The organism is Stutzerimonas stutzeri, from assembly GCF_000590475.1.
GTDB classification, from domain to species: domain Bacteria; phylum Pseudomonadota; class Gammaproteobacteria; order Pseudomonadales; family Pseudomonadaceae; genus Stutzerimonas; species Stutzerimonas stutzeri_D.
Genome location: NZ_CP007441.1, coordinates 1186300 through 1203886, shown reverse-complemented (window position 1 = coordinate 1203886; position 17587 = coordinate 1186300). Strand labels below are relative to the sequence as shown.

The window sequence follows — 17587 nt, the reverse complement described above, 5'->3', positions numbered from 1 at the left end:
CCGCCCCGCTTCTTTTCCACCACAGCTTCTGGTACAAAGGCACCCCTGAGCGGGCGTCGTATAATGGCATTACCTGAGCTTCCCAAGCTCATGACGAGGGTTCGATTCCCTTCGCCCGCTCCAGATCAGAAAAGCCCTGCCATCGCAGGGCTTTTTCGTTTAGGGTTTGCCTGTTCGGGATGATGTCAGCGGTTGACGAGGCACAATCGCATTTCTCATTATTCGAAGCTCATCCCGGACTGAAGCGGTTTACGAGGCAAGAGTTCAAATTAACAATTACACCACTAGCTCGATATTTACTAAACTAGTTGAAAAGAAAGCTAAAAAAGAAATTGGGAAAATCAACTCTACATACGGCGACATGATCGACATGATCGACCTTTTGAATTCGCGAGTGGAAATTCTAGAAACCAACGCGCAAACAATCGAAGAGAAGGTTTCCTTGTTAGACAGGTCAGAAGAAGATGTCAAAACAGAAGCAAGCAGGCTAACCGAGTAGGCAACTCATGGCATTTATACGCCGAAAAAGTATCGACACAGCGAAGCAGCCTCTGGTAAGCGATGGACAACTTACTGCCGACCAAATACGCGCAAAGGCCAAGGAGCTACAGCTGTGCATCTCTCCTTTAGATATACATGCACTGACTAAAGCTCTTGGAATCGAACTTCTATGTGTTCCTATGGATGATGAGGTTTCCGGTTCGCTAAGTGCGTATCCAGACAAGCAAGGTTGGTTGATGAAGGTCAACTCACTACATCATCCTAATAGACAGAGATTCACCATAGCCCATGAGCTAGGGCATTATTTTAAGCACAGAAAAACGCAGGAAAACTTTGTTGATCAAAACTTCTTCCGGAACTCCAACAGCAATCGAATGGAAGCGGAGGCCAACAGATTTGCTAGCGAACTTCTTATGCCAGAAACCGAGTTCAGAGAGCGTGTGAAATCGCTTAACGGTAGTATTGAAGCCGTGGCACAGGAATTTAAAGTGTCTACTCTTGCCGTTCGGGTGAGAGCCAAATCATTAGGGATGAAAGGGCATGGATTGGACTAATTTTTGGTACTTCCCCGTACTTAAAACTAAAGACTCAGAGCTTCGAGGCATGGGTAACATACCAAATTCGGTGCTCAAAAACGTACTTCCAATTTACGAGATTACCCGATCACGCTTGAGTAAAAATAACCCGCTTGGTGATATATCTAAACGGATAGATCAAATTGGTGAAATCCAGGGCAACTCTCCATTCATACTTGATGTTACAACAGATCCTAAGCAACAGAATCTTCAGATTGAGAGCATACTTACCCCGAACAATGGCTATTATTGCTGGCGAGAAGTACTGAATTCTTATCCAGGCCTCAAAATCTGCCCTGCTATACACATCGATCTTGACCTTGATCCAACTCTAGACCAGACGAAACTTTTCGTTAAGGAAATGGCCCGCAGCGTAGAGCGGATGGCATTGAGACTGCCTACCGGATTAGACGAAAGCGACTATAACTTCATCGTAGAATCTGTCAGGGTAAACCTTGGAAACGCCAAGCTCTACCTGTTATTAGATGATGGCTGTATTAGAGCAAACGTAAAATCTGTGGGGATACAGGCAATCGCGGACGATTACTCCAACGCATATAAAGCCCTCCTCAAAAAACCAGGAATCAAAGACTACGTAGAAAGCTTCGTTTGTATCGCAGGGTCGTTCCCTCAAAGCGTGAAGGACGAAACAGGGGAAGATGAACACGGGTCATTTAGCATTTGCGAACATGAGCTCTATAAGCTGCTGTCCGCGAAACACCCCGCGCTACGGTTTGGTGATTATGCAGCAGTGAATATCAACCAAATAGAAATGCGCGGCGGAACCTTCATACCTCGGATAGACTTCTGCACTGATGATAGATTTTATTATTACAGATACAGACGAAACAGCGGCTCTTATTTTGAATGTGCAAAGAAGGTAGTTAAAGACCCGCTATATCAAACACAAGGCACCTGGGGCGACGACGAGATACTAAGCGCCTCCAAAAACAAGCCTTCAGGTATAAGCCCTTCATTTTGGATCTCAGTGAGAATAAATAACTATATCGTCAGACGCGTAAGTGTACTTTCACTCTAAATTCCGAGGCGGCGCGGAGAACAATGAGAAAACGTCGTCTAAGGTTACGAGGTCACTCGTATCATTATGAAAAAGCTTCGTTTGAGTAGCGTACCTTAAATTTATATAGTGAAGAAGAACACGTCTAATCTCTTTTTCTTTACTTACAGCACTGATTTTTTGACAGAGCTCAAATTTAGATTTAGCGCTTAACTTGAAGCACTGTTTTAGAAACGGCGAAGGCATTACATCAAGCATCACAAGCTTATTAAGTCTATTATTTATCTTAGCTTTCCGCTTTAACACTAAGGATCGGTCGTGAGCGATGTATATTCCGACTTTGGAAGGCGCGATTTCTCGGACCTTACTTAAATGGCGCTCATCACAAACAACATAAACATAATCAAAAACCGAGATGTAACTTTTCAGCTGAACAGCGAGATTTGTAAGCTTATCGAAATAGGACTTTATTTCATAGCCAGAGAGCTTGTCATCAGCGATGCTAATCAGGTCGGCTCGACGTCGACCGAAATCAAAAGGGAATTCGGAAGCCAACGCATTTGTGCTGCCTTCTTGCGCCAGCTTTTGCACTAGCAATCTTTTGATGTCTAATTCTTTCATTTAGCTCTCAGCGAAGCGCAAACAAATACGTCTCGTATCAGATTTTTCTCTTGTCGTACCAGCGCTCAGCCAACTGGCGAAACCGACTGGAGCGAATTACGACTAGCAATCGGCACGTGCAAGCAGCAATTTTACCCGCAGCGGCACCAATAATCACTGTATAAATAGACAGCTTGTTATCGAGCGATGAAGGGAGCAGGTACGTTTGTCCACTGTAAAGCGCAAGGAGGCGACATGAGATCGGAATGGGAAGATGCACCCGAACATCTGCGTAGCAGGAAAAAAGACAGCCCATGGAGGCTCGTCGCCATCCTGAGCATTGGATCGGCGATCTTGCTGGGATTGGCAGCTCTGATCGCAGAGCCCATTGCGCTGGATATAAACCAGATCAATTCGGGCACTAATGTCACAGGCAAGACCTGGTTCAACCAAGAGCAGGCAGAACCCGCCCAGCCAGTTAGCGAGCCTTCACTGGCGCAATACGACGCTCCAGAACCATCAGCGGCACCTGAACCAAAAGGGCAACGCCCATTAACCCAGGCTGAAATCGAATGGTTCGAAGAGGCCTCGGCGCGCACGATAGAACGCAAGCAAACCTCTTTCAGCGACGAAAACTACACACCCCGCCCTGTCGCCAACACGATGCAACCTCCGCCAGCCCGCTACTACGCTTCCAGTTCGTCCAGCAACACTCAGAAGCGCTCAGAGACCCGTGAGACGAACATGAGCAACTGGAGCTGGGAGAATGGCCATAACAAGCAGCGCGTAGGCGGACAGTTTCAATGGACTGTCGTAAACGACCAGATCGACTTCAGCAGCGTGTGCCAAAACTACAAACGCGGCTCGCTGATTTACCGCGACTGCCGGAAAGGCGCCAAGGTTGCTTTCAAGCAGATGTGTGGCCGGTATAAACCCGCTTGTTCCGCAGAAAACAACTTCCTACCTTAAATCCACCTTTATAAAAAACATCGAGAACCCTATGTTTGCAAGCGAAGCAGCGATGCAAGCCTGGCTAACTAAGGAAATTAGCCAAGTGTACGGCTTGGGCGAATTAATCGCCCCTAAATCATTAGATGGATACGCTGGCGAAGAAAAACGAATTGCGGAAAGCTATAGCTACTGCATCGACTGTCTTAACTACAATTATCCAATTTCTTTTGATGAAAACATATCATTAAAAAGTGGGGATATACTTCGTCCAGACGTTCTATTATATTCATCCGAATCTGAAACAATTGTTCTTGTAGAGCTCAAGAATATCAAAGAACCAACACGACAAGCAGGGACGGAGCTTTCAGCATACGCAGCCGAACTAAGATCCTATATACCTCTACTCGCCAGCTCCGACATAATAAGCGTCATTATTTCAACCGAATGGCCGACACTTTTACGACACTACGTTTTCAATGAAATCACATGGCACCAAAGGAAAATTCTTTGCTTAAAACCAGTCCAAGATAAAACAAAAATAAGCCTTGAGATCGTAGATCCGAAAGAAATTACGGAAGGAAATCTTTCACTATCAATTGCTGATGATCATTTGTCGGGTTTTCACATATGCCTCTACGACATGGGACTTTACAGCGGCGGCGATATAAAACGGCTAGATAGCCACGTACAACAGATGCTAACAGCTTTGAGGTACATTGCCGCTAAAGGCACTTCGCAAGGAAACAACGGGTTCGCTTTTTTATGGCGTAACTCACACCCAGAAACCATTGCTCCTTACATGATCACCGTAGTAAACATAGCGCCATTTTCAACCCTCGAGCGGTTTTTAAGGATTGTAGATGAGATCAAGCCAGAAAGCATATTAGGCCGTTTTATCAATATTTGCGCCGAGCATGACCCGACGGGACATGGGGCCTCCCTCGGCACCCAATCAGAGAGCGCCATGGAGTTCTTGGGCTCCTTCTGCAGTCCACAAGCGGAAGGTTTTATGAACTGGCGTCACCTTAAAGAATTTATGCTAGAAAATGGAGATTTAATTGCTTTCCAAGCCTGGGGGTTTTTTGAAACGGAGTACTTTTCGTTATTGAAGAATGAGTATAACGAGGGAAAATTCACTACAACAGCGCATGATCCGAATCTCGGCCTTAGGGTACTGGAAAAAATTATAGACTCTGAATACCAGTTTATCGACTTAACGTACTTCAACTACCACCCAGATGAACCTGACTGAAGGAGTGTCGATAAACTGTCGAAAACACTGTGACGTACTGCGCCGAAACGAGCAGACGGCTCAGCCCGGAAGCCGCATAACGACAGGCTTTGAGCCGGAACGACACACTAAGCAAAAGGGTTCGATTCCCCTTCACCCGCTCCACATCAAAAAGCCCTGCACTTGCAGGGCTTTTTGATGTTGATCCTTCCGCCGACACCCCACCTCCCACAACCGATCCAAGCTTAAAAAAGGACTGGTTTAGTTATTGAGGTCACCGTCCGCTCCTAGCCCAAAAGCGGCCATAACCAGGCTGTTCAAAGCAGCCAAACCTCTAGGGCATATCGTCAGCGATGTCGGCTGGCGCCGCCAACTTCCCCGTCGACAGCCTCACATCACACAAAGCCGATCCAGCGACCAGCTACGAGAGTAGAAAGCCAAACAATAGCGGATGCGGCGGCCAGGGTGCGGACTCGCGCCGTTGGCTGGCCGCTGTGCAGGGCGGTCATAAAGGACTTGCCGTGATGCTGAAGTGCAACGATGCAGGCTGCCAGCACCAGCAGTGCTGCCTTGTAACGGAAGGCCGGGTTTGCTGCATACTCGACCGGCTTTACCGAGAACAACCAAAGTCCCGTTATCACTGCGAGTGTGGTGCCCGTTACCGCTGCGCGCACCAGAAAGGGTCCGAGGACCGGCAGTTCCCGTCCGCGCGTTGTACGCAACAGGCATAGATCCAGCGGCAGGATTGCGCCCAGGAGCAGCCCTATGCCAAGGATGTGCGCGGCATTCACGATGAGATAGGCGATCCAGTATTCCTGCAGGAAGACGGCACCGGGCCAGTCGGCGACTGATTGCAGAAACGCTGTCATCGCCGTGTCGTCATTCCTTGATGCGTTCCGGATACATGTCGTACTGCTTGCCATCGACCGTAATGCGCACGGCTTTCATATGGGCTTTGTTTGGCTCTTTGGTGCGATTGCCGAGTACGGTGATGTCATCTCCCACCTCGGCAGTATCGCCGGTGAAACCGGAACGTTGCGTCTGGCTCGGATTGCTCAAGTCGACTTGCCATACACGGCCGTCTTGAGCCTTTACGCGCAGAGCTGGATGAGGTGGCGCCATCGAAATCTCACTAATCGTGCCCTTCAACTCCGACTGCTCTTCTTCCGCCCACGACCATCCATGGTGAGCGAAGGTCTGCGTTGTAAACAGCACCATCGCAGCGACACATAGCAGCAAAGCCATGCGATGCACGAAAGGCAGCGCCGTGACCGCACGGGTGGAGTGGATTTCGGTTGATACCAACATAGTCATGCTCCCATGTTCCGAATGAAGGCGTGTCCGACACATCGAACCCTAGTCTCGTCATTACAGTACAAAAACTACCGGTGGCCAGGTGTTAACAGCGATGAGTTGATAAAGGGACAGATTTATTTAGCCCCATCAGCGAGCCATGCCGGGACAGCACGTGCACCGTGTCGCATTCGCCATATGTCTATATAGTCGTCACGCTCGATCTAGACCACGACATACGGGTATCGCTTGGCTCCAGCAGCGCAGTTCTGACAGACCGAGCTCGTGGACGTATCGACTGGAGCCGGACGACGGATGCTGCGCGGTTATCTGTAAGCGCGTTCTAGCGCGTCGATAAGGCCGAGGGTGGCAGCTCCGGCTCGTTCGCTCAGGTCGCCAATAATGTCGTCTGCATCTTGAATCGCTTGAGCACTTGAGCACTTGGAATACCGGCTTTGCTTCCGCTAACGTTCCGCACGCGGTCACGAAGGGGTTCGAAATAGTGGGCACCAACGGCAGTGGTTGGAGCAGACGAGGCTCCCGCGAGAAGCATGGCTCTATGCTGCTGACGGTCCTGGTCCTCACGAATCAATTCGCGGACGTATTCACGGTCCCATAGCCCCGTTGATTGGCCTGATTGTCGACGAGGCTTTTGAGCGTTTCAGGTAATGAAATGTTCATGGTGCTCATGGGTTACACCCGGTATGGCAAATAGCCCTAGCGCAGGACTCATGCGCTGTCGACGACAAAGAAAAATCCTTACGACCGATTGAGCCAAGCCCAGCTCATCGCACATAAATCAGCGCGAGCGAGGATCCGTTCGATCTTTCAGTGCGCCATCGTTCTGCGCTCGCAGTCCACCAACGGTTGGCAAAAAAATGGGCGGTTCTCAATGGCGAGAAAGCCCTGGCTGGCAGGGCTTCTTTGGGATCAACGGATTCGACCTCGTTCAACGGGCCAGAACATCAGCTTTCCGGGCAGGCCGGCAGCGCTGTCCGATTCTGCGTACCGTCGTTACGTGTGAACTCGCAACCATAGGCAGGATTGGCGACGACGCGTGGGTTGATCACATCATCTCCGGCCGGCTTAATGCCCTGCTGTTCCCATTGCAGCATCGCCGCCATCGCTTCGATCTGTTCCTGATAGGTGAAATCACAGTGGCTGGGCGCGCGGATCGCGCGTTGCACCAGCAGATCGCCGTTGCCGTTGGCGATGGCGTTGCGGCGGTAGAGCTGCTGATGTTTGAACGGCACATACAGATCGCCCAGGGTATGGATGCTGACCACCGGGACGTTGAACTGGCCATTCACCACCGGAATCCAGCGCAGGCCATCCGGGCGAATGCTATTGGCTGGTGGGTGGCCGATGACACGGATGATCGAATCGTTGAATTCGCGTTCCTCGCGGGACATCGCCTTGTTCGTATCGAACTGATAGCGGGTGGCAAGGTTGCCGGAGAGCGAATCAGCGAGGATGCCGTCGACCGAGCCGTCTCGACCACCGGTACCCAGCACGACGCTTTGCAAGCTGGTGCGGAAGCCTTCGGCGAAGATCGGGCGCTCGCCACCACTGAGGTCGCGGACGATGCCTTCGAGCTTTTCACCCTGCGGCGACGGATCGGTCGGGTAGGTATCCCACAGCGCGCCGATGATCTGCGGCAGCTTGGCCTGGAAATCGGTGGCCGGAAACGTGGTCGGTCCCAGGCCTGCCAGATGCTGGGCGGCAAAGGTGAAGTTCATCAGGTATTCGAATTCATAGACGTCGCCCGTGACACCGCACATGGGCACCGAACCGCTGTAACGCACCGGATTGTTGGCGGTAGCGTAGGTCTCGGCTTCAACTGCCGCTGCCGCAACGTGGCCGCCCATGGAATGCCCGGTGATGTAGGTCTTGGTCGGTTGCGCCTTGCCGGTCAGGCTGCTGAAAGCCAGCGCCAGGGCGTTGGTGTCTTCGATACCAGCGCGCACATCGTAGTAATTCTTGCTGTAGCTGGACGCAGCCCAAGCGTAGCCCTGTTGCAGCAACCATGGGCGGATCGGTGGCGGCCCCACGGTGAGTTCCGGGCCCGGGCCGCGATAGCCATGGGCGTACATCACCAGCATGCCGTTCCAATTCGGCGGTACTTCGATCTGATAGGACGAGCCTTGATAAATGCCGGACCAGCGTTCGCTTGGCAGTCCGGGAAAAGCCGCTAGCGGCGATTCGACCGGGACGAAGGTGCGCGAATCCTGCTCACGTGATTCGCTGTGGGACACCGGCGGTTTGATGGGTTTCGACCGAGCCTGAACATCGGCGGCAACTCCGATCGTACCTACCAGCATCACGCCGATAACGGCACGCGCACAGGCTGAAGCCAACTTGCTTGGAAGCATGGGACATTCCTCAGTTGTTTATTGTTTTTGTTCTAGCGATGCGAGCTTTGCCGGGGCTACCAAGCGCAAGCGGTACGCGCACTTCAGACTAACCGTGGCAGAAAGTTACGACCTGTCAAAAGCGCCGGCTGTTCTGGAGACGAGCGGTACCGGGGTTCTGGAAATATCTCGTGTGCCGCTTTGTTTACCCCGGGTGCAAAGGACTGTCTAAAGGCGACGGTTCCGCTCGAAGCGAGATTGGGCGTTGGGTTGGCTTGGGTTGGGCGAAACTATCAGCAGCGCTTTGATGGGTTGCAGCCAGCCTACGGTGCGGGCGGGCGGACGGCGCTGTAAGGGTGCGCTTGTTGATGCGGCGATGGACTTGCGAGGCAGGCCATAGGATGGGTGCACCCATCGCCGCTGCTGAGCAGCAACATGCCGCTCAGCCTGCGGTTTTGCTCCGTTATCAGCAATTGCCTTTCTTGGCTTGGCCAGGCGGGCAGTGCGTGCCACCGCCATGGCCACCACTATCGCCAATGTCGATACCGACGCCCGGCAAGCGCAGGCTGCAGCCCGTCATCAAAAAAGCCGCCAGCACGACGGCCATTGCACGGGTGATCATCACAGATTGCGCTTTCATCGGAATACTCCTGAATTTCCTGTCAGAGGCGCCAATGGTCCGGCGCCTGGCCAATCAGTATCCACCGTTGCGCTAACGGGCGACAGCCTATTCCTGTGCCATGCACCCCAACTGCAAGCAACAGCGTCGAGGCGGGACCATCGCGACGCTGGCGCTCATCCCGGGACGCTGTGCTCAGCCTGCGCGATATTCCGCGTCAGCAACCTCAAAACGTTTCTGGATGGAAGCGGCTGGCTCTTTGCCCATGAGGCTCACTACATAAATGGCGATGCTGGCGAAGATAAATCCTGGGATGATCTCGTACAGCCCAAGGCCGATGAATTGCTTCCAGACCACCACGGTCACCGCACCGACCAACATCCCGACCAGGGCGCCGTTGCGGGTCATGCGCTTCCAGATCAGCGAAATCAGCACCACCGGACCGAAAGCGGCGCCGAACCCAGCCCAGGCGTAGGACACCAGCCCTAGGACCTTGCTGTCCGGGTTCGAGGCGATGCCAATCGCGATCATCGCAATCAACAGAACCATGCCACGGCCAACCCAGACCAGCTCGGTCTGCGACGCGCCTTTGCGCAGAAAGGCTTTGTAGAAATCTTGTGTCAGGGCGCTGGAGCTGACCAGCAGTTGCGCACTGAGCGTACTCATGACCGCCGCCAGTACACCGGAGAGGATGATACCGGCCACCCATGGATTGAACATCAGCTTGACCAGCTCCATGAACACCCGCTCACCGTTTTCGGTGACCGGACCCGCCAGCGCCGGGTTGTCCGCGAAATAGGCGATGCCGAGAAAGCCCACGGTAACCGCGCCGAGCAGGGTCAGGATCATCCAGGCCATGCCGATGCGGCGGGCGTTGGGGATGGTTTTCACCGAGTCGGCGGCCATGAAGCGCACCAGAATGTGCGGCTGGCCGAAATAGCCCAGGCCCCAGCCCAGCAACGAGATGATCGCGATGAAGGACAGCCCTTTGAACATGTCGAAGTTAGATGGATCCTGCGCGGCGATGGTGTCCATTACTGTCCCCATGTCGCCAAGGGCGAAGATGACGAATACCGGCGTGATCAGCAGTGCAAAGATCATCAGCGTCGCCTGCACGGTATCGGTCCAGCTCACAGCGAGGAAACCACCGACGAAGACATAAAGGATGGTCGCCGCAGCGCCGACCCACAGCGCAGTACCGTATTCCATGCCAAAGGTCGATTCGAACAAGCGCGCACCCGCCACCACGCCGGAGGCGCAGTAGATGGTGAAGAACACCAGAATGACCAGGGCCGAGAAGATCCGCAGCAGGCGACTGGCGTCCTCGAAACGGTGGGAAAAATAGTCCGGCAGCGTCAGCGCGTTATGGTTGTGTTCGGTGTGCACCCGCAGCCGCCCGGCGACGAAGATCCAGTTGAGCCAGGCACCGGCAATCAAGCCGATGGCGATCCAGCTTTCCGACAGGCCGGCAACGAAGATGGCGCCCGGTAGGCCCATGAGCAACCAGCCGCTCATGTCCGAAGCACCGGCCGACAACGCTGTGACGAAGCTGCCGAGACTACGACCACCCAGGATGTAATCATCGAAATTGTTGGTGGCGCGATAGGCCGTGAAGCCGATGAGGATCATCGCCGCGATATAGATCACAAAGGTGATCAGGGTCGGAGTGCTCACATTCATTGGAATTTCCTTGTGCTGCGGAGTAGCCCCCGCCTCCACTGACAAAACACGAACGCTAGGTTGCGCAGCGCTGGCAACGGATGGCCGAGTAGATGTTCAAGGATAGCGTCTGCTTGGCGCTTTCGCCCGCGTCAGGACGGTTTTACCGCTCTCGGCAGGGGCGGCCTGAGACACAGAACCACATACGTGGCCTGGGAGCGGCTGCAGAACATGCGCCACCCGGGTTTCGCCAGGGGCATACGGCCCGGCCAGCAACCTCGTTCGGCTACGTGCTCCATTGACTCTCTCCGCGCTTCAGGGCAACGGATCGGCACAGTAGCGGTCAGACGAATAAGGGTCGCGCACGTCCAGTGCCGCTCCACATGACATCCTTGGAGGTCCGCCATGTCCGTCACGATCGATATCCCCACCGGCACCTGTTCCACCACGCTCGAAGGCACCACCTACCGCAGCGCCATCATGGACACACGTATCAGTACTGACCCGAACGCGCGCATGTCCGTTGCGCATATCGATGGCGCCAGCACTCATATCACCGAGGACCAGGCCGAGCATATGATTGCCGCCGGGGCCAAGGACGACCGCGAAAATATCATCGTCGACGACTGATCCGCGAACCCGGGCAGAGCCCCCCATGAAAAAAACCCCGCTGCCAGGATGCTGGCAGCGGGGTTTTCGTTACAGCCCGTTATCAGTGGCCTTGGTACTCGCTCTCAGCGTCTTCAAAGCGCTTGATCATGCTCGTCGAAGCACCTTGACCAATCTTGCTGAACACGACGATAGCGATGCTCGCGAGAATGAAGCCCGGGATGATTTCATACAGACCGAGGCCGATGAATTGCTTCCAGACCACCACGGTGACAGCACCCACGACCATGCCGGCCAGCGCACCGTTACGCGTCATGTGCTTCCACAGCAGCGAGATCAGTACCACCGGACCGAAGGCGGCGCCAAAGCCTGCCCAGGCGTAGGAGACCAGGCCCAGCACCTTGCTGTCCGGATTGGAGGCGATGCCGAGCGCGATGAAGGCGATCAACAGCACCATCGCACGGCCAACCCATACCAGCTCGGTCTGCGAAGCGTTCTTGCGCAGCATCGCCTTGTAGAAGTCCTGCGTCAGGGCGCTGGAGCTGACCAGCAACTGCGCGCTGAGGGTGCTCATCGCCGCCGCCAGAACGCCGGACAGAATGATGCCGGCCACCCACGGGTTGAACAGGATCTTCACCAATTCCATGAACACGCGCTCGCCGTTCTGGCTGACCGGTCCGGCCAGCTCCGGATGACCGGCGAAATAGGCGATGCCAAAGAAGCCCACCGCCACGGCACCGGCCAGGGTCAGGATCATCCACGCCATACCGATGCGACGTGCATTGGGGATGGTCTTCACCGAGTCGGCGGCCATGAAGCGCACCAGAATGTGCGGCTGGCCGAAGTAGCCCAGGCCCCACGCCAACAGTGAAACGATGGCGACGAAAGACAGGCCGTTGAACATGTCGAAGGCGGCCGGCTTCAGCGTCTCGATGGTATCCATCGCCGCGCCCATGTCGCCCAACGCCAGGATCACGAACACCGGCGTGATCAGCAGCGCGAAGATCATCAGCGTCGCTTGCACGGTGTCGGTCCAGCTCACGGCAAGGAAGCCGCCGATGAACACGTAGAGGATGGTCGCTGCCGCGCCAATCCAGAGTGCCAGGTCGTACGGCACGCCGAAGCTGCTCTCGAACAGACGGGCACCAGCGACGACGCCAGAAGCGCAATAGATGGTAAAGAACACCAGGACGACCAGCGCCGAGAAGATGCGCAGCAGGCGGCTGTCATCTTCGAAACGGTGCGAGAAGTAGTCTGGCAGCGTGAGCGCGTTCTTGTTGCGCTCGGTATGCACGCGCAGGCGTCCGGCAACGAACAGCCAGTTCAGCCAGGCACCGGCGATCAAGCCGATGGCGATCCAGCTTTCCGACAGACCCGCAACGAAAATCGCCCCGGGAAGGCCCATCAGCAACCAGCCGCTCATGTCCGAGGCACCCGCCGACAGTGCCGTGACGAAACTGCCCAGGCTACGTCCCCCCAGGATGTAGTCGTCGAAGTTCTTGGTTGCGCGGTAGGCGATGAAGCCGATCAGCAGCATGGCGCCGATATAGATCACGAAAGTGATCAAGGTGGGAGTGCTAATGCTCATTTTGTTCCTTCGTTAATGGCCGGTTGGAAAAACTACCTGCGTTGCCGATGCGGCGTTAAAAACAGGCTCCAAATGCTCATTTACCGCAGTAAACTCCGCTTTCTCGCCTGTTTTTGCCTTGCCTCGGCGGCCTCGCCTACGTTTTTTTTCAACAGCCTGTTTGTTGTTGTGGATGGGCGCGAGGGTATTCCCGGTCCCACCTGGCAGAGGGCGATGGCGGTTCGCGCCATCACCGGCGACGGACCCAATCGGGCCCATCAGTGGCGGAAGAGCGATCCGCCAACTGTTCTGGTTGTTCTACTTCGCCGACGGTCCCTGAACAGGGCCGCCGGCTGTTTGTTGCCAAGCCGATGATCAGTCGTCTGCCAGCGACAGCAAGGACGCGTTGCCGCCGACGGCAGTGGTGTTGGTGGAGGTGGTGCGCTCGTTGACGAAGCGCAGCAGATAGCTCGGACCACCGGCTTTCGGGCCGGTGCCGGACAGGCCACAGCCTCCGAACGGCTGCACGCCGACCACCGCGCCCACCTGGTTGCGGTTGACGTAGAGGTTGCCAACCCGCGCCAGCGCTTCGATGCGCTCGGCAGTTTCCTCGTTGCGGGTGTGCACGCCGAGGGTCAGGCCGTAGCCAGTGGCGTTGATGTCAGCGACAACCTTCTCCAGATCCGCTGCGTCGAAGCGCACCACATGCAACACCGGGCCGAACTGTTCTTTCTTCAGCTCATGAATCCCGCCGATCTCGAACGCCACCGGCGCCACAAAGTGACCGTTGAGGCTGCCCGGTAGCTTGGCTTCGGCGATCAGCTTGCCTTCGGCCTTGAGCTGCTGGATATGCGCCAGCAACCCTTCACGCGCCTCGGCATCGATCACCGGGCCGAGATCGTTTTCGCGCAGGTGAGTCGGGCCGACCTTCAGCTCGGCCATGGCGCCCTTGATCAGCTCAATCACGCGGTCGGCAATATCGCGCTGCACATAAAGCACGCGCAGGGCCGAGCAACGCTGGCCAGCGCTGGTGAAGGCCGAGCCGACTGCGTCCTTGACCACCTGCTCGGGCAATGCGGTGGAGTCGACGATCATCGCGTTCTGGCCGCCGGTTTCGGCGATCAGGGTGGCGATGGCGCCCTCCTTCTCCGCCAGCTGACGGTTGATGACGCGTGCCGTGTCGGTGGAACCGGTGAAGCACACACCCACCACACGCGGATCGCGGCAGAACACGCCGCCCAGAGTGGCGCCATCGCCCGGGAGGAAGGCAATCGCCTCCTTCGGCAGACCGGCTTCGAACATCAGCTCCAGCGCGCGGGCCGCGATCAGACTAGTCTGCTCGGCCGGCTTGGCCAGCACAGTGTTGCCTGCAACCAGGGCCGCAGTGATCTGACCCAGGTAGATCGCCAGCGGGAAGTTCCAGGGGCTGACGCAGACGAACACGCCACGGCCTTCATGGAACAGCTCGTTACGCTCGCCGGTCGGGCCCTTGAGCTCTTCGCGGCCGAGTTTCAGACGTGCCTGCAGCGCGTAGTAACGGCAGAAATCGACCGCTTCGCGGACTTCGTCGATGCCGTCCTGCAAGGTCTTGCCGGCTTCCAGCGTGCACATGGCGATCAGCTCGGCATGGTTGACTTCCAGCAGGTCACCGAGACGCTCGAGGATCTGTGCACGCTGTTCGATCGGCGTGGCGTTCCAGCGCGGCCAGAAAGCGGCCAGACCGTCGACGGCCTGCTTGGCCTGCTCAGCCGTGGCGAACTGGGCGGTGCCCACTTCCTGGCTAAGGTTGTACGGGCAATGCACCTTGTGCGCTGTACCGGTGAGCTTCTGCCCACCGATCACCGGGGCAGCCTGCCACTGACGGTTGAGGAAAGTCTGATAGGCGCTGGACAGTTCGTTCCACTGAGTCTGGATGTTCATGTTGATGCCTTGCGAGTTGATCCGGGTGCCGTACAGCGCGGGCGGAAGCGGGATGCGGTGGTTGCCGAGGGTCTTGAACTGACGCAGCTGGGTCACCGGGTGATCGATCAGGGTGTCCACCGGCACGCGCGGGTCGACCAACTGGTGAACGAACGAGGAGTTGGCACCGTTTTCCAGCAGACGCCGCACCAGGTAGGGCAGCAGATCCTTGTGGGCACCGACCGGCGCGTAGATGCGCACGTTCTTGCGATGCTTTTCGATCACCGTGTCGTACAGGGCGTCGCCCATGCCATGCAGGCGCTGGAATTCGAATTCGCGCGGCGCTTTCAACTCATCGGCCATCGACAGAATGCAGCTGACGGTGTGTGCGTTGTGGCTGGCGAACTGCGGGTAGATCACGCCGCGAGTGTGCTCGGACAGCAAGTAGCGCGCGCAGGCTAGATAGGAGGTGTCGGTGCCTTCCTTGCGAGTGAACACCGGATAGCCGCTCAGGCCCTGAACTTGGCACTGCTTGATCTCGGTGTCCCAGTAAGCGCCCTTAACCAGACGCAGCGGGATGCGCGCGCCCAGTTCCTTGCCCAGCAGCGTCAGCCAGACCAGGACTGGCAGGCAGCGCTTGGAGTAGGCCTGGATGACCAAACCAAACTCGCCCCAACCGGCGATGGCGGGGTCGCGCATCAGTTTTTCGTAAAGCTCCAGCGACAGCTCGAGGCGATCCGCCTCTTCGGCGTCGATGGTGATACTGACATCCAGGCGGCGCGCCAGAATCGCCAGTTCGCGGACGCTGGCGAACAGCTCGGTGAGCACGCGCTCACGCTGGGCGACTTCATAGCGCGGATGCAGGGCTGACAGCTTGATCGACACCGACGGACGTGGGCCGGAACCGACCTGCGGCTCGGCACCAACGGTCTCGACGGCCTGACGGTAATCGGCCATGTACTTGCGCGCATCCTCGGCGGTCAGTGCCGCTTCGCCCAACATGTCGAAGGAATAGGTGTAGCCCTTTGCGCGCTCGGGACGGCCGTTCTTCAACGCCTCGGAGATGCTGCGTCCCAGCACGAACTGCTTGCCCATCAGCTTCATTGCCTGGTTCATCGCTGCGCGGATCACCGGCTCACCGGAGCGTTTGATCAGCCGGCCGATAACGTTCTTTGGTCGGCCATCGGCGTCTTCCGGATCCACCACCTTGCCGGTCATCACCAGCCCCCAGGCGGCGAAGTTGACCAGTACGTTGTCGCTTTGGCCGAGGTGGCGTTCCCACTCGGCGGCGTTGAGCTTGTCGCGGATCAGTGCGTCAGCCGTCGCCGAATCCGGTACGCGCAGCAGCGCCTCGGCCAGACACATGAGCATCAAACCCTCGTGCGTATCGAGGCTGTATTGGCGCAGCAGCGCATCAAGCGTATCGACGGCATTGTCCCGGCTGCGCACGTCTTCGATCAGCGCGCGCGCATTGCGGCGGACGGCCTCGATCCCGGCTTCACCAGGGTCGGCAAGCTGCAGCAGCTCGGTGAGATAGGCTGCCTCGTCAACGCTGTAGTTGGCGCTTATGACGGGGAAGAATTCGGCGGCTTTCAGGTTGGCGAAATCGCCCTGCAAGACTTGACCGGCTTTGAACATCGCGCCGCTCCTCTCGTGGAGTGTTGTTGTATGAATCAGGCCCAGCGGGTCGCACACGCCAGTGATTGCGCTGCGGTGGCCGCCAAACGGGTAGGGGAATCTACGGCGAGAGGGTTTTGCGTTGTTGCGCAAATCTACGGAACTTTTACAAAAAACTACGGCTTTCTAATCCAGCAAACGAACCGTCATAAAAGTTCGCTAGAACAGCGCGAAAAAGTGTTTCCGCAAAGCAAAACGCACCGGGTCGGTGCGTTATGCCTCGCTTCAGCTGTCACCGCATCTAAGACGCTTGGGCGTCAGGCCGAGATAACGGCGGGTCGCGGTGGTAAGCGCACTCTGGCTGGAAAAACCGCACTCCTCGGCAATCCGCACCAGCGGCAGCGGGCTTTCGCGTAATAGCCGAGCTGCGCGATCGAGGCGGCTTTTCAACAGATATTGATGCGGGGTGAGACCCACGCTGTCCTTGAACTGCGCATGAAAATGGCTGGGGCTCAGACAGGCAACCTGCGCCAGTTCGGCAACGGTGATGCGGCGCGCCAGGTTGCTTTCGATATGCGCGTCCAGCCGGGCGATATCCAGCGAGCCCGTTGGCTGGCGTGCGGCCTCGCCGAACACCCGCAAGTGCAAGGCGCGCAACAGCACGCCGCCCAGCGCCCGCGACAGCAGCGGATCACTGCCGTAGCGAGCCAACTCGGCACCCGCGTAATTGAGCAGGTTGTGGAAATCGGCATCCAGCGCAGGATAGCGTGGGGTCTCGAATAGCTGCGCCAGTAGGCGCGGGTCATCGGCGCTCAGATCCTGCTCATCGAGGTCGATGATCAACATGCGGTTGTCGCCCTTGCCGGCGAACTCGTGCTCGGCATAACCCGGCACCAGGCAAGCACGCATACGGCAGACTTCACCGCCTGAGCCATCCACTTCGAATTCGGCACTGCCCGACAGCGACAAGACCAACTGATGGTAGTCGTGCGCGTGTTCGTGGGCCTTGTCATCGAGGCGAAGCAGGCGGGCGTTGAGCATGTTTGGGGCACCTGAATATCGGCGCACTGTACCGGAGCCGCCAGTTTTTTCCCAGC

At 56.5% G+C, this 17587-nt stretch carries 14 protein-coding genes, 1 tRNA gene and 1 pseudogene; 6 read left to right on the top strand and 10 right to left on the bottom strand.

The window, feature by feature from the left end:
* The first annotated feature begins 49 nt into the window (after positions 1-49).
* The 3 genes from CH92_RS05570 to CH92_RS05560 all read left to right on the top strand — a co-directional run bounded on the left by CH92_RS05570 (position 50) and on the right by CH92_RS05560 (position 2115).
* A tRNA-Gly gene (locus CH92_RS05570) sits at positions 50-123 on the top strand.
* A gap of 383 nt (positions 124-506) precedes the next feature.
* Positions 507-1055 carry an ImmA/IrrE family metallo-endopeptidase gene (locus tag CH92_RS05565; RefSeq protein ID WP_025240790.1) on the top strand — a complete coding sequence of 183 codons (549 nt, stop codon included), beginning with the start codon at positions 507-509 and terminating at the stop codon, positions 1053-1055.
* Complete coding sequence (locus CH92_RS05560) at positions 1042-2115, top strand: beta family protein (RefSeq protein ID WP_025240789.1); 1074 nt, start codon at positions 1042-1044, stop codon at positions 2113-2115. The genes CH92_RS05565 and CH92_RS05560 overlap by 14 nt, the downstream gene beginning before the upstream one ends.
* Here CH92_RS05560 and CH92_RS05555 read toward each other — a convergent pair.
* A complete protein-coding gene (locus CH92_RS05555; protein WP_025240788.1) occupies positions 2107-2715 on the bottom strand; it encodes a sce7726 family protein in 609 nt (202 codons plus the stop codon). The genes CH92_RS05560 and CH92_RS05555 overlap by 9 nt on opposite strands.
* A 234-nt stretch (positions 2716-2949) precedes the next feature.
* Here CH92_RS05555 and CH92_RS05550 point away from each other — a divergent pair, with 234 nt between their 5' ends.
* Entirely contained in the window at positions 2950-3663 is a 714-nt protein-coding gene (locus CH92_RS05550) for a hypothetical protein (RefSeq protein WP_025240787.1), read from the top strand.
* Positions 3664-3694: 31 nt separating this feature from the next.
* Positions 3695-4897, top strand: coding sequence for a hypothetical protein (locus tag CH92_RS21830; RefSeq protein ID WP_144380957.1), 1203 nt, complete (start codon positions 3695-3697; stop codon positions 4895-4897).
* Between the two features lie 374 nt (positions 4898-5271).
* Here CH92_RS21830 and CH92_RS05540 read toward each other — a convergent pair whose 3' ends face one another.
* The 6 genes and pseudogenes from CH92_RS05540 to putP (CH92_RS05525) form a co-directional block, all read right to left on the bottom strand.
* Positions 5272-5745 carry a hypothetical protein gene (locus CH92_RS05540; protein ID WP_025240785.1) on the bottom strand — a complete coding sequence of 158 codons (474 nt, stop codon included), beginning with the start codon at positions 5743-5745 and terminating at the stop codon, positions 5272-5274.
* Positions 5746-5755: 10 nt separating this feature from the next.
* Complete coding sequence (locus CH92_RS05535) at positions 5756-6184, bottom strand: DUF6152 family protein (RefSeq protein ID WP_025240784.1); 429 nt, start codon at positions 6182-6184, stop codon at positions 5756-5758.
* A gap of 373 nt (positions 6185-6557) precedes the next feature.
* Positions 6558-6859 (bottom strand): annotated as a pseudogene (locus tag CH92_RS22250) (ribbon-helix-helix domain-containing protein).
* Positions 6860-7134: 275 nt separating this feature from the next.
* Positions 7135-8541: a hypothetical protein gene (locus CH92_RS05530; protein WP_025240783.1), complete on the bottom strand. Its 1407-nt coding sequence runs from the start codon at positions 8539-8541 to the stop codon at positions 7135-7137.
* Between the two features lie 445 nt (positions 8542-8986).
* The gene (locus tag CH92_RS22005) at positions 8987-9160 is read right to left on the bottom strand and encodes a hypothetical protein (protein WP_158491116.1); all 174 of its coding nucleotides are present in this window, start codon (positions 9158-9160) and stop codon (positions 8987-8989) included.
* A 174-nt stretch (positions 9161-9334) separates the two neighbouring features.
* The gene (gene putP / locus CH92_RS05525; protein ID WP_025240782.1) at positions 9335-10819 is read right to left on the bottom strand and encodes a sodium/proline symporter PutP; all 1485 of its coding nucleotides are present in this window, start codon (positions 10817-10819) and stop codon (positions 9335-9337) included.
* 384 nt (positions 10820-11203) lie between these two features.
* On the opposite strand from putP (CH92_RS05525), the gene CH92_RS05520 reads away from it, so the two are divergent.
* Entirely contained in the window at positions 11204-11428 is a 225-nt protein-coding gene (locus tag CH92_RS05520) for a DUF3203 family protein (protein ID WP_025240781.1), read from the top strand.
* A gap of 82 nt (positions 11429-11510) precedes the next feature.
* On the opposite strand, the gene putP (CH92_RS05515) is transcribed toward CH92_RS05520, so the two are convergent.
* From putP (CH92_RS05515) to CH92_RS05505, 3 genes are all read right to left on the bottom strand, one after another.
* Positions 11511-12995: a sodium/proline symporter PutP gene (gene putP / locus CH92_RS05515; RefSeq protein ID WP_025240780.1), complete on the bottom strand. Its 1485-nt coding sequence runs from the start codon at positions 12993-12995 to the stop codon at positions 11511-11513.
* A 354-nt stretch (positions 12996-13349) separates the two neighbouring features.
* A complete protein-coding gene (putA, locus tag CH92_RS05510) occupies positions 13350-16511 on the bottom strand; it encodes a bifunctional proline dehydrogenase/L-glutamate gamma-semialdehyde dehydrogenase PutA (RefSeq protein WP_025240779.1) in 3162 nt (1053 codons plus the stop codon).
* 264 nt (positions 16512-16775) lie between these two features.
* On the bottom strand, positions 16776-17531 hold the full coding sequence (locus CH92_RS05505; RefSeq protein ID WP_025240778.1) for an AraC family transcriptional regulator: 756 nt from the start codon (positions 17529-17531) through the stop codon (positions 16776-16778).
* Positions 17532-17587 lie beyond the last annotated feature (56 nt).

Coding starts and splice junctions, on each gene's coding strand:
- CH92_RS05565 (WP_025240790.1), top strand. CDS start 507: ATGGCATTTATACGCCGAAAAAGTATCGACACAGCGAAGCAGCCTCTG.
- CH92_RS05560 (WP_025240789.1), top strand. CDS start 1,042: ATGGATTGGACTAATTTTTGGTACTTCCCCGTACTTAAAACTAAAGAC.
- CH92_RS05555 (WP_025240788.1), bottom strand. CDS start 2,715: ATGAAAGAATTAGACATCAAAAGATTGCTAGTGCAAAAGCTGGCGCAA.
- CH92_RS05550 (WP_025240787.1), top strand. CDS start 2,950: ATGAGATCGGAATGGGAAGATGCACCCGAACATCTGCGTAGCAGGAAA.
- CH92_RS21830 (WP_144380957.1), top strand. CDS start 3,695: ATGTTTGCAAGCGAAGCAGCGATGCAAGCCTGGCTAACTAAGGAAATT.
- CH92_RS05540 (WP_025240785.1), bottom strand. CDS start 5,745: ATGACAGCGTTTCTGCAATCAGTCGCCGACTGGCCCGGTGCCGTCTTC.
- CH92_RS05535 (WP_025240784.1), bottom strand. CDS start 6,184: ATGTTGGTATCAACCGAAATCCACTCCACCCGTGCGGTCACGGCGCTG.
- CH92_RS05530 (WP_025240783.1), bottom strand. CDS start 8,541: ATGCTTCCAAGCAAGTTGGCTTCAGCCTGTGCGCGTGCCGTTATCGGC.
- CH92_RS22005 (WP_158491116.1), bottom strand. CDS start 9,160: ATGAAAGCGCAATCTGTGATGATCACCCGTGCAATGGCCGTCGTGCTG.
- putP (WP_025240782.1), bottom strand. CDS start 10,819: ATGAATGTGAGCACTCCGACCCTGATCACCTTTGTGATCTATATCGCG.
- CH92_RS05520 (WP_025240781.1), top strand. CDS start 11,204: ATGTCCGTCACGATCGATATCCCCACCGGCACCTGTTCCACCACGCTC.
- putP (WP_025240780.1), bottom strand. CDS start 12,995: ATGAGCATTAGCACTCCCACCTTGATCACTTTCGTGATCTATATCGGC.
- putA (WP_025240779.1), bottom strand. CDS start 16,511: ATGTTCAAAGCCGGTCAAGTCTTGCAGGGCGATTTCGCCAACCTGAAA.
- CH92_RS05505 (WP_025240778.1), bottom strand. CDS start 17,531: ATGCTCAACGCCCGCCTGCTTCGCCTCGATGACAAGGCCCACGAACAC.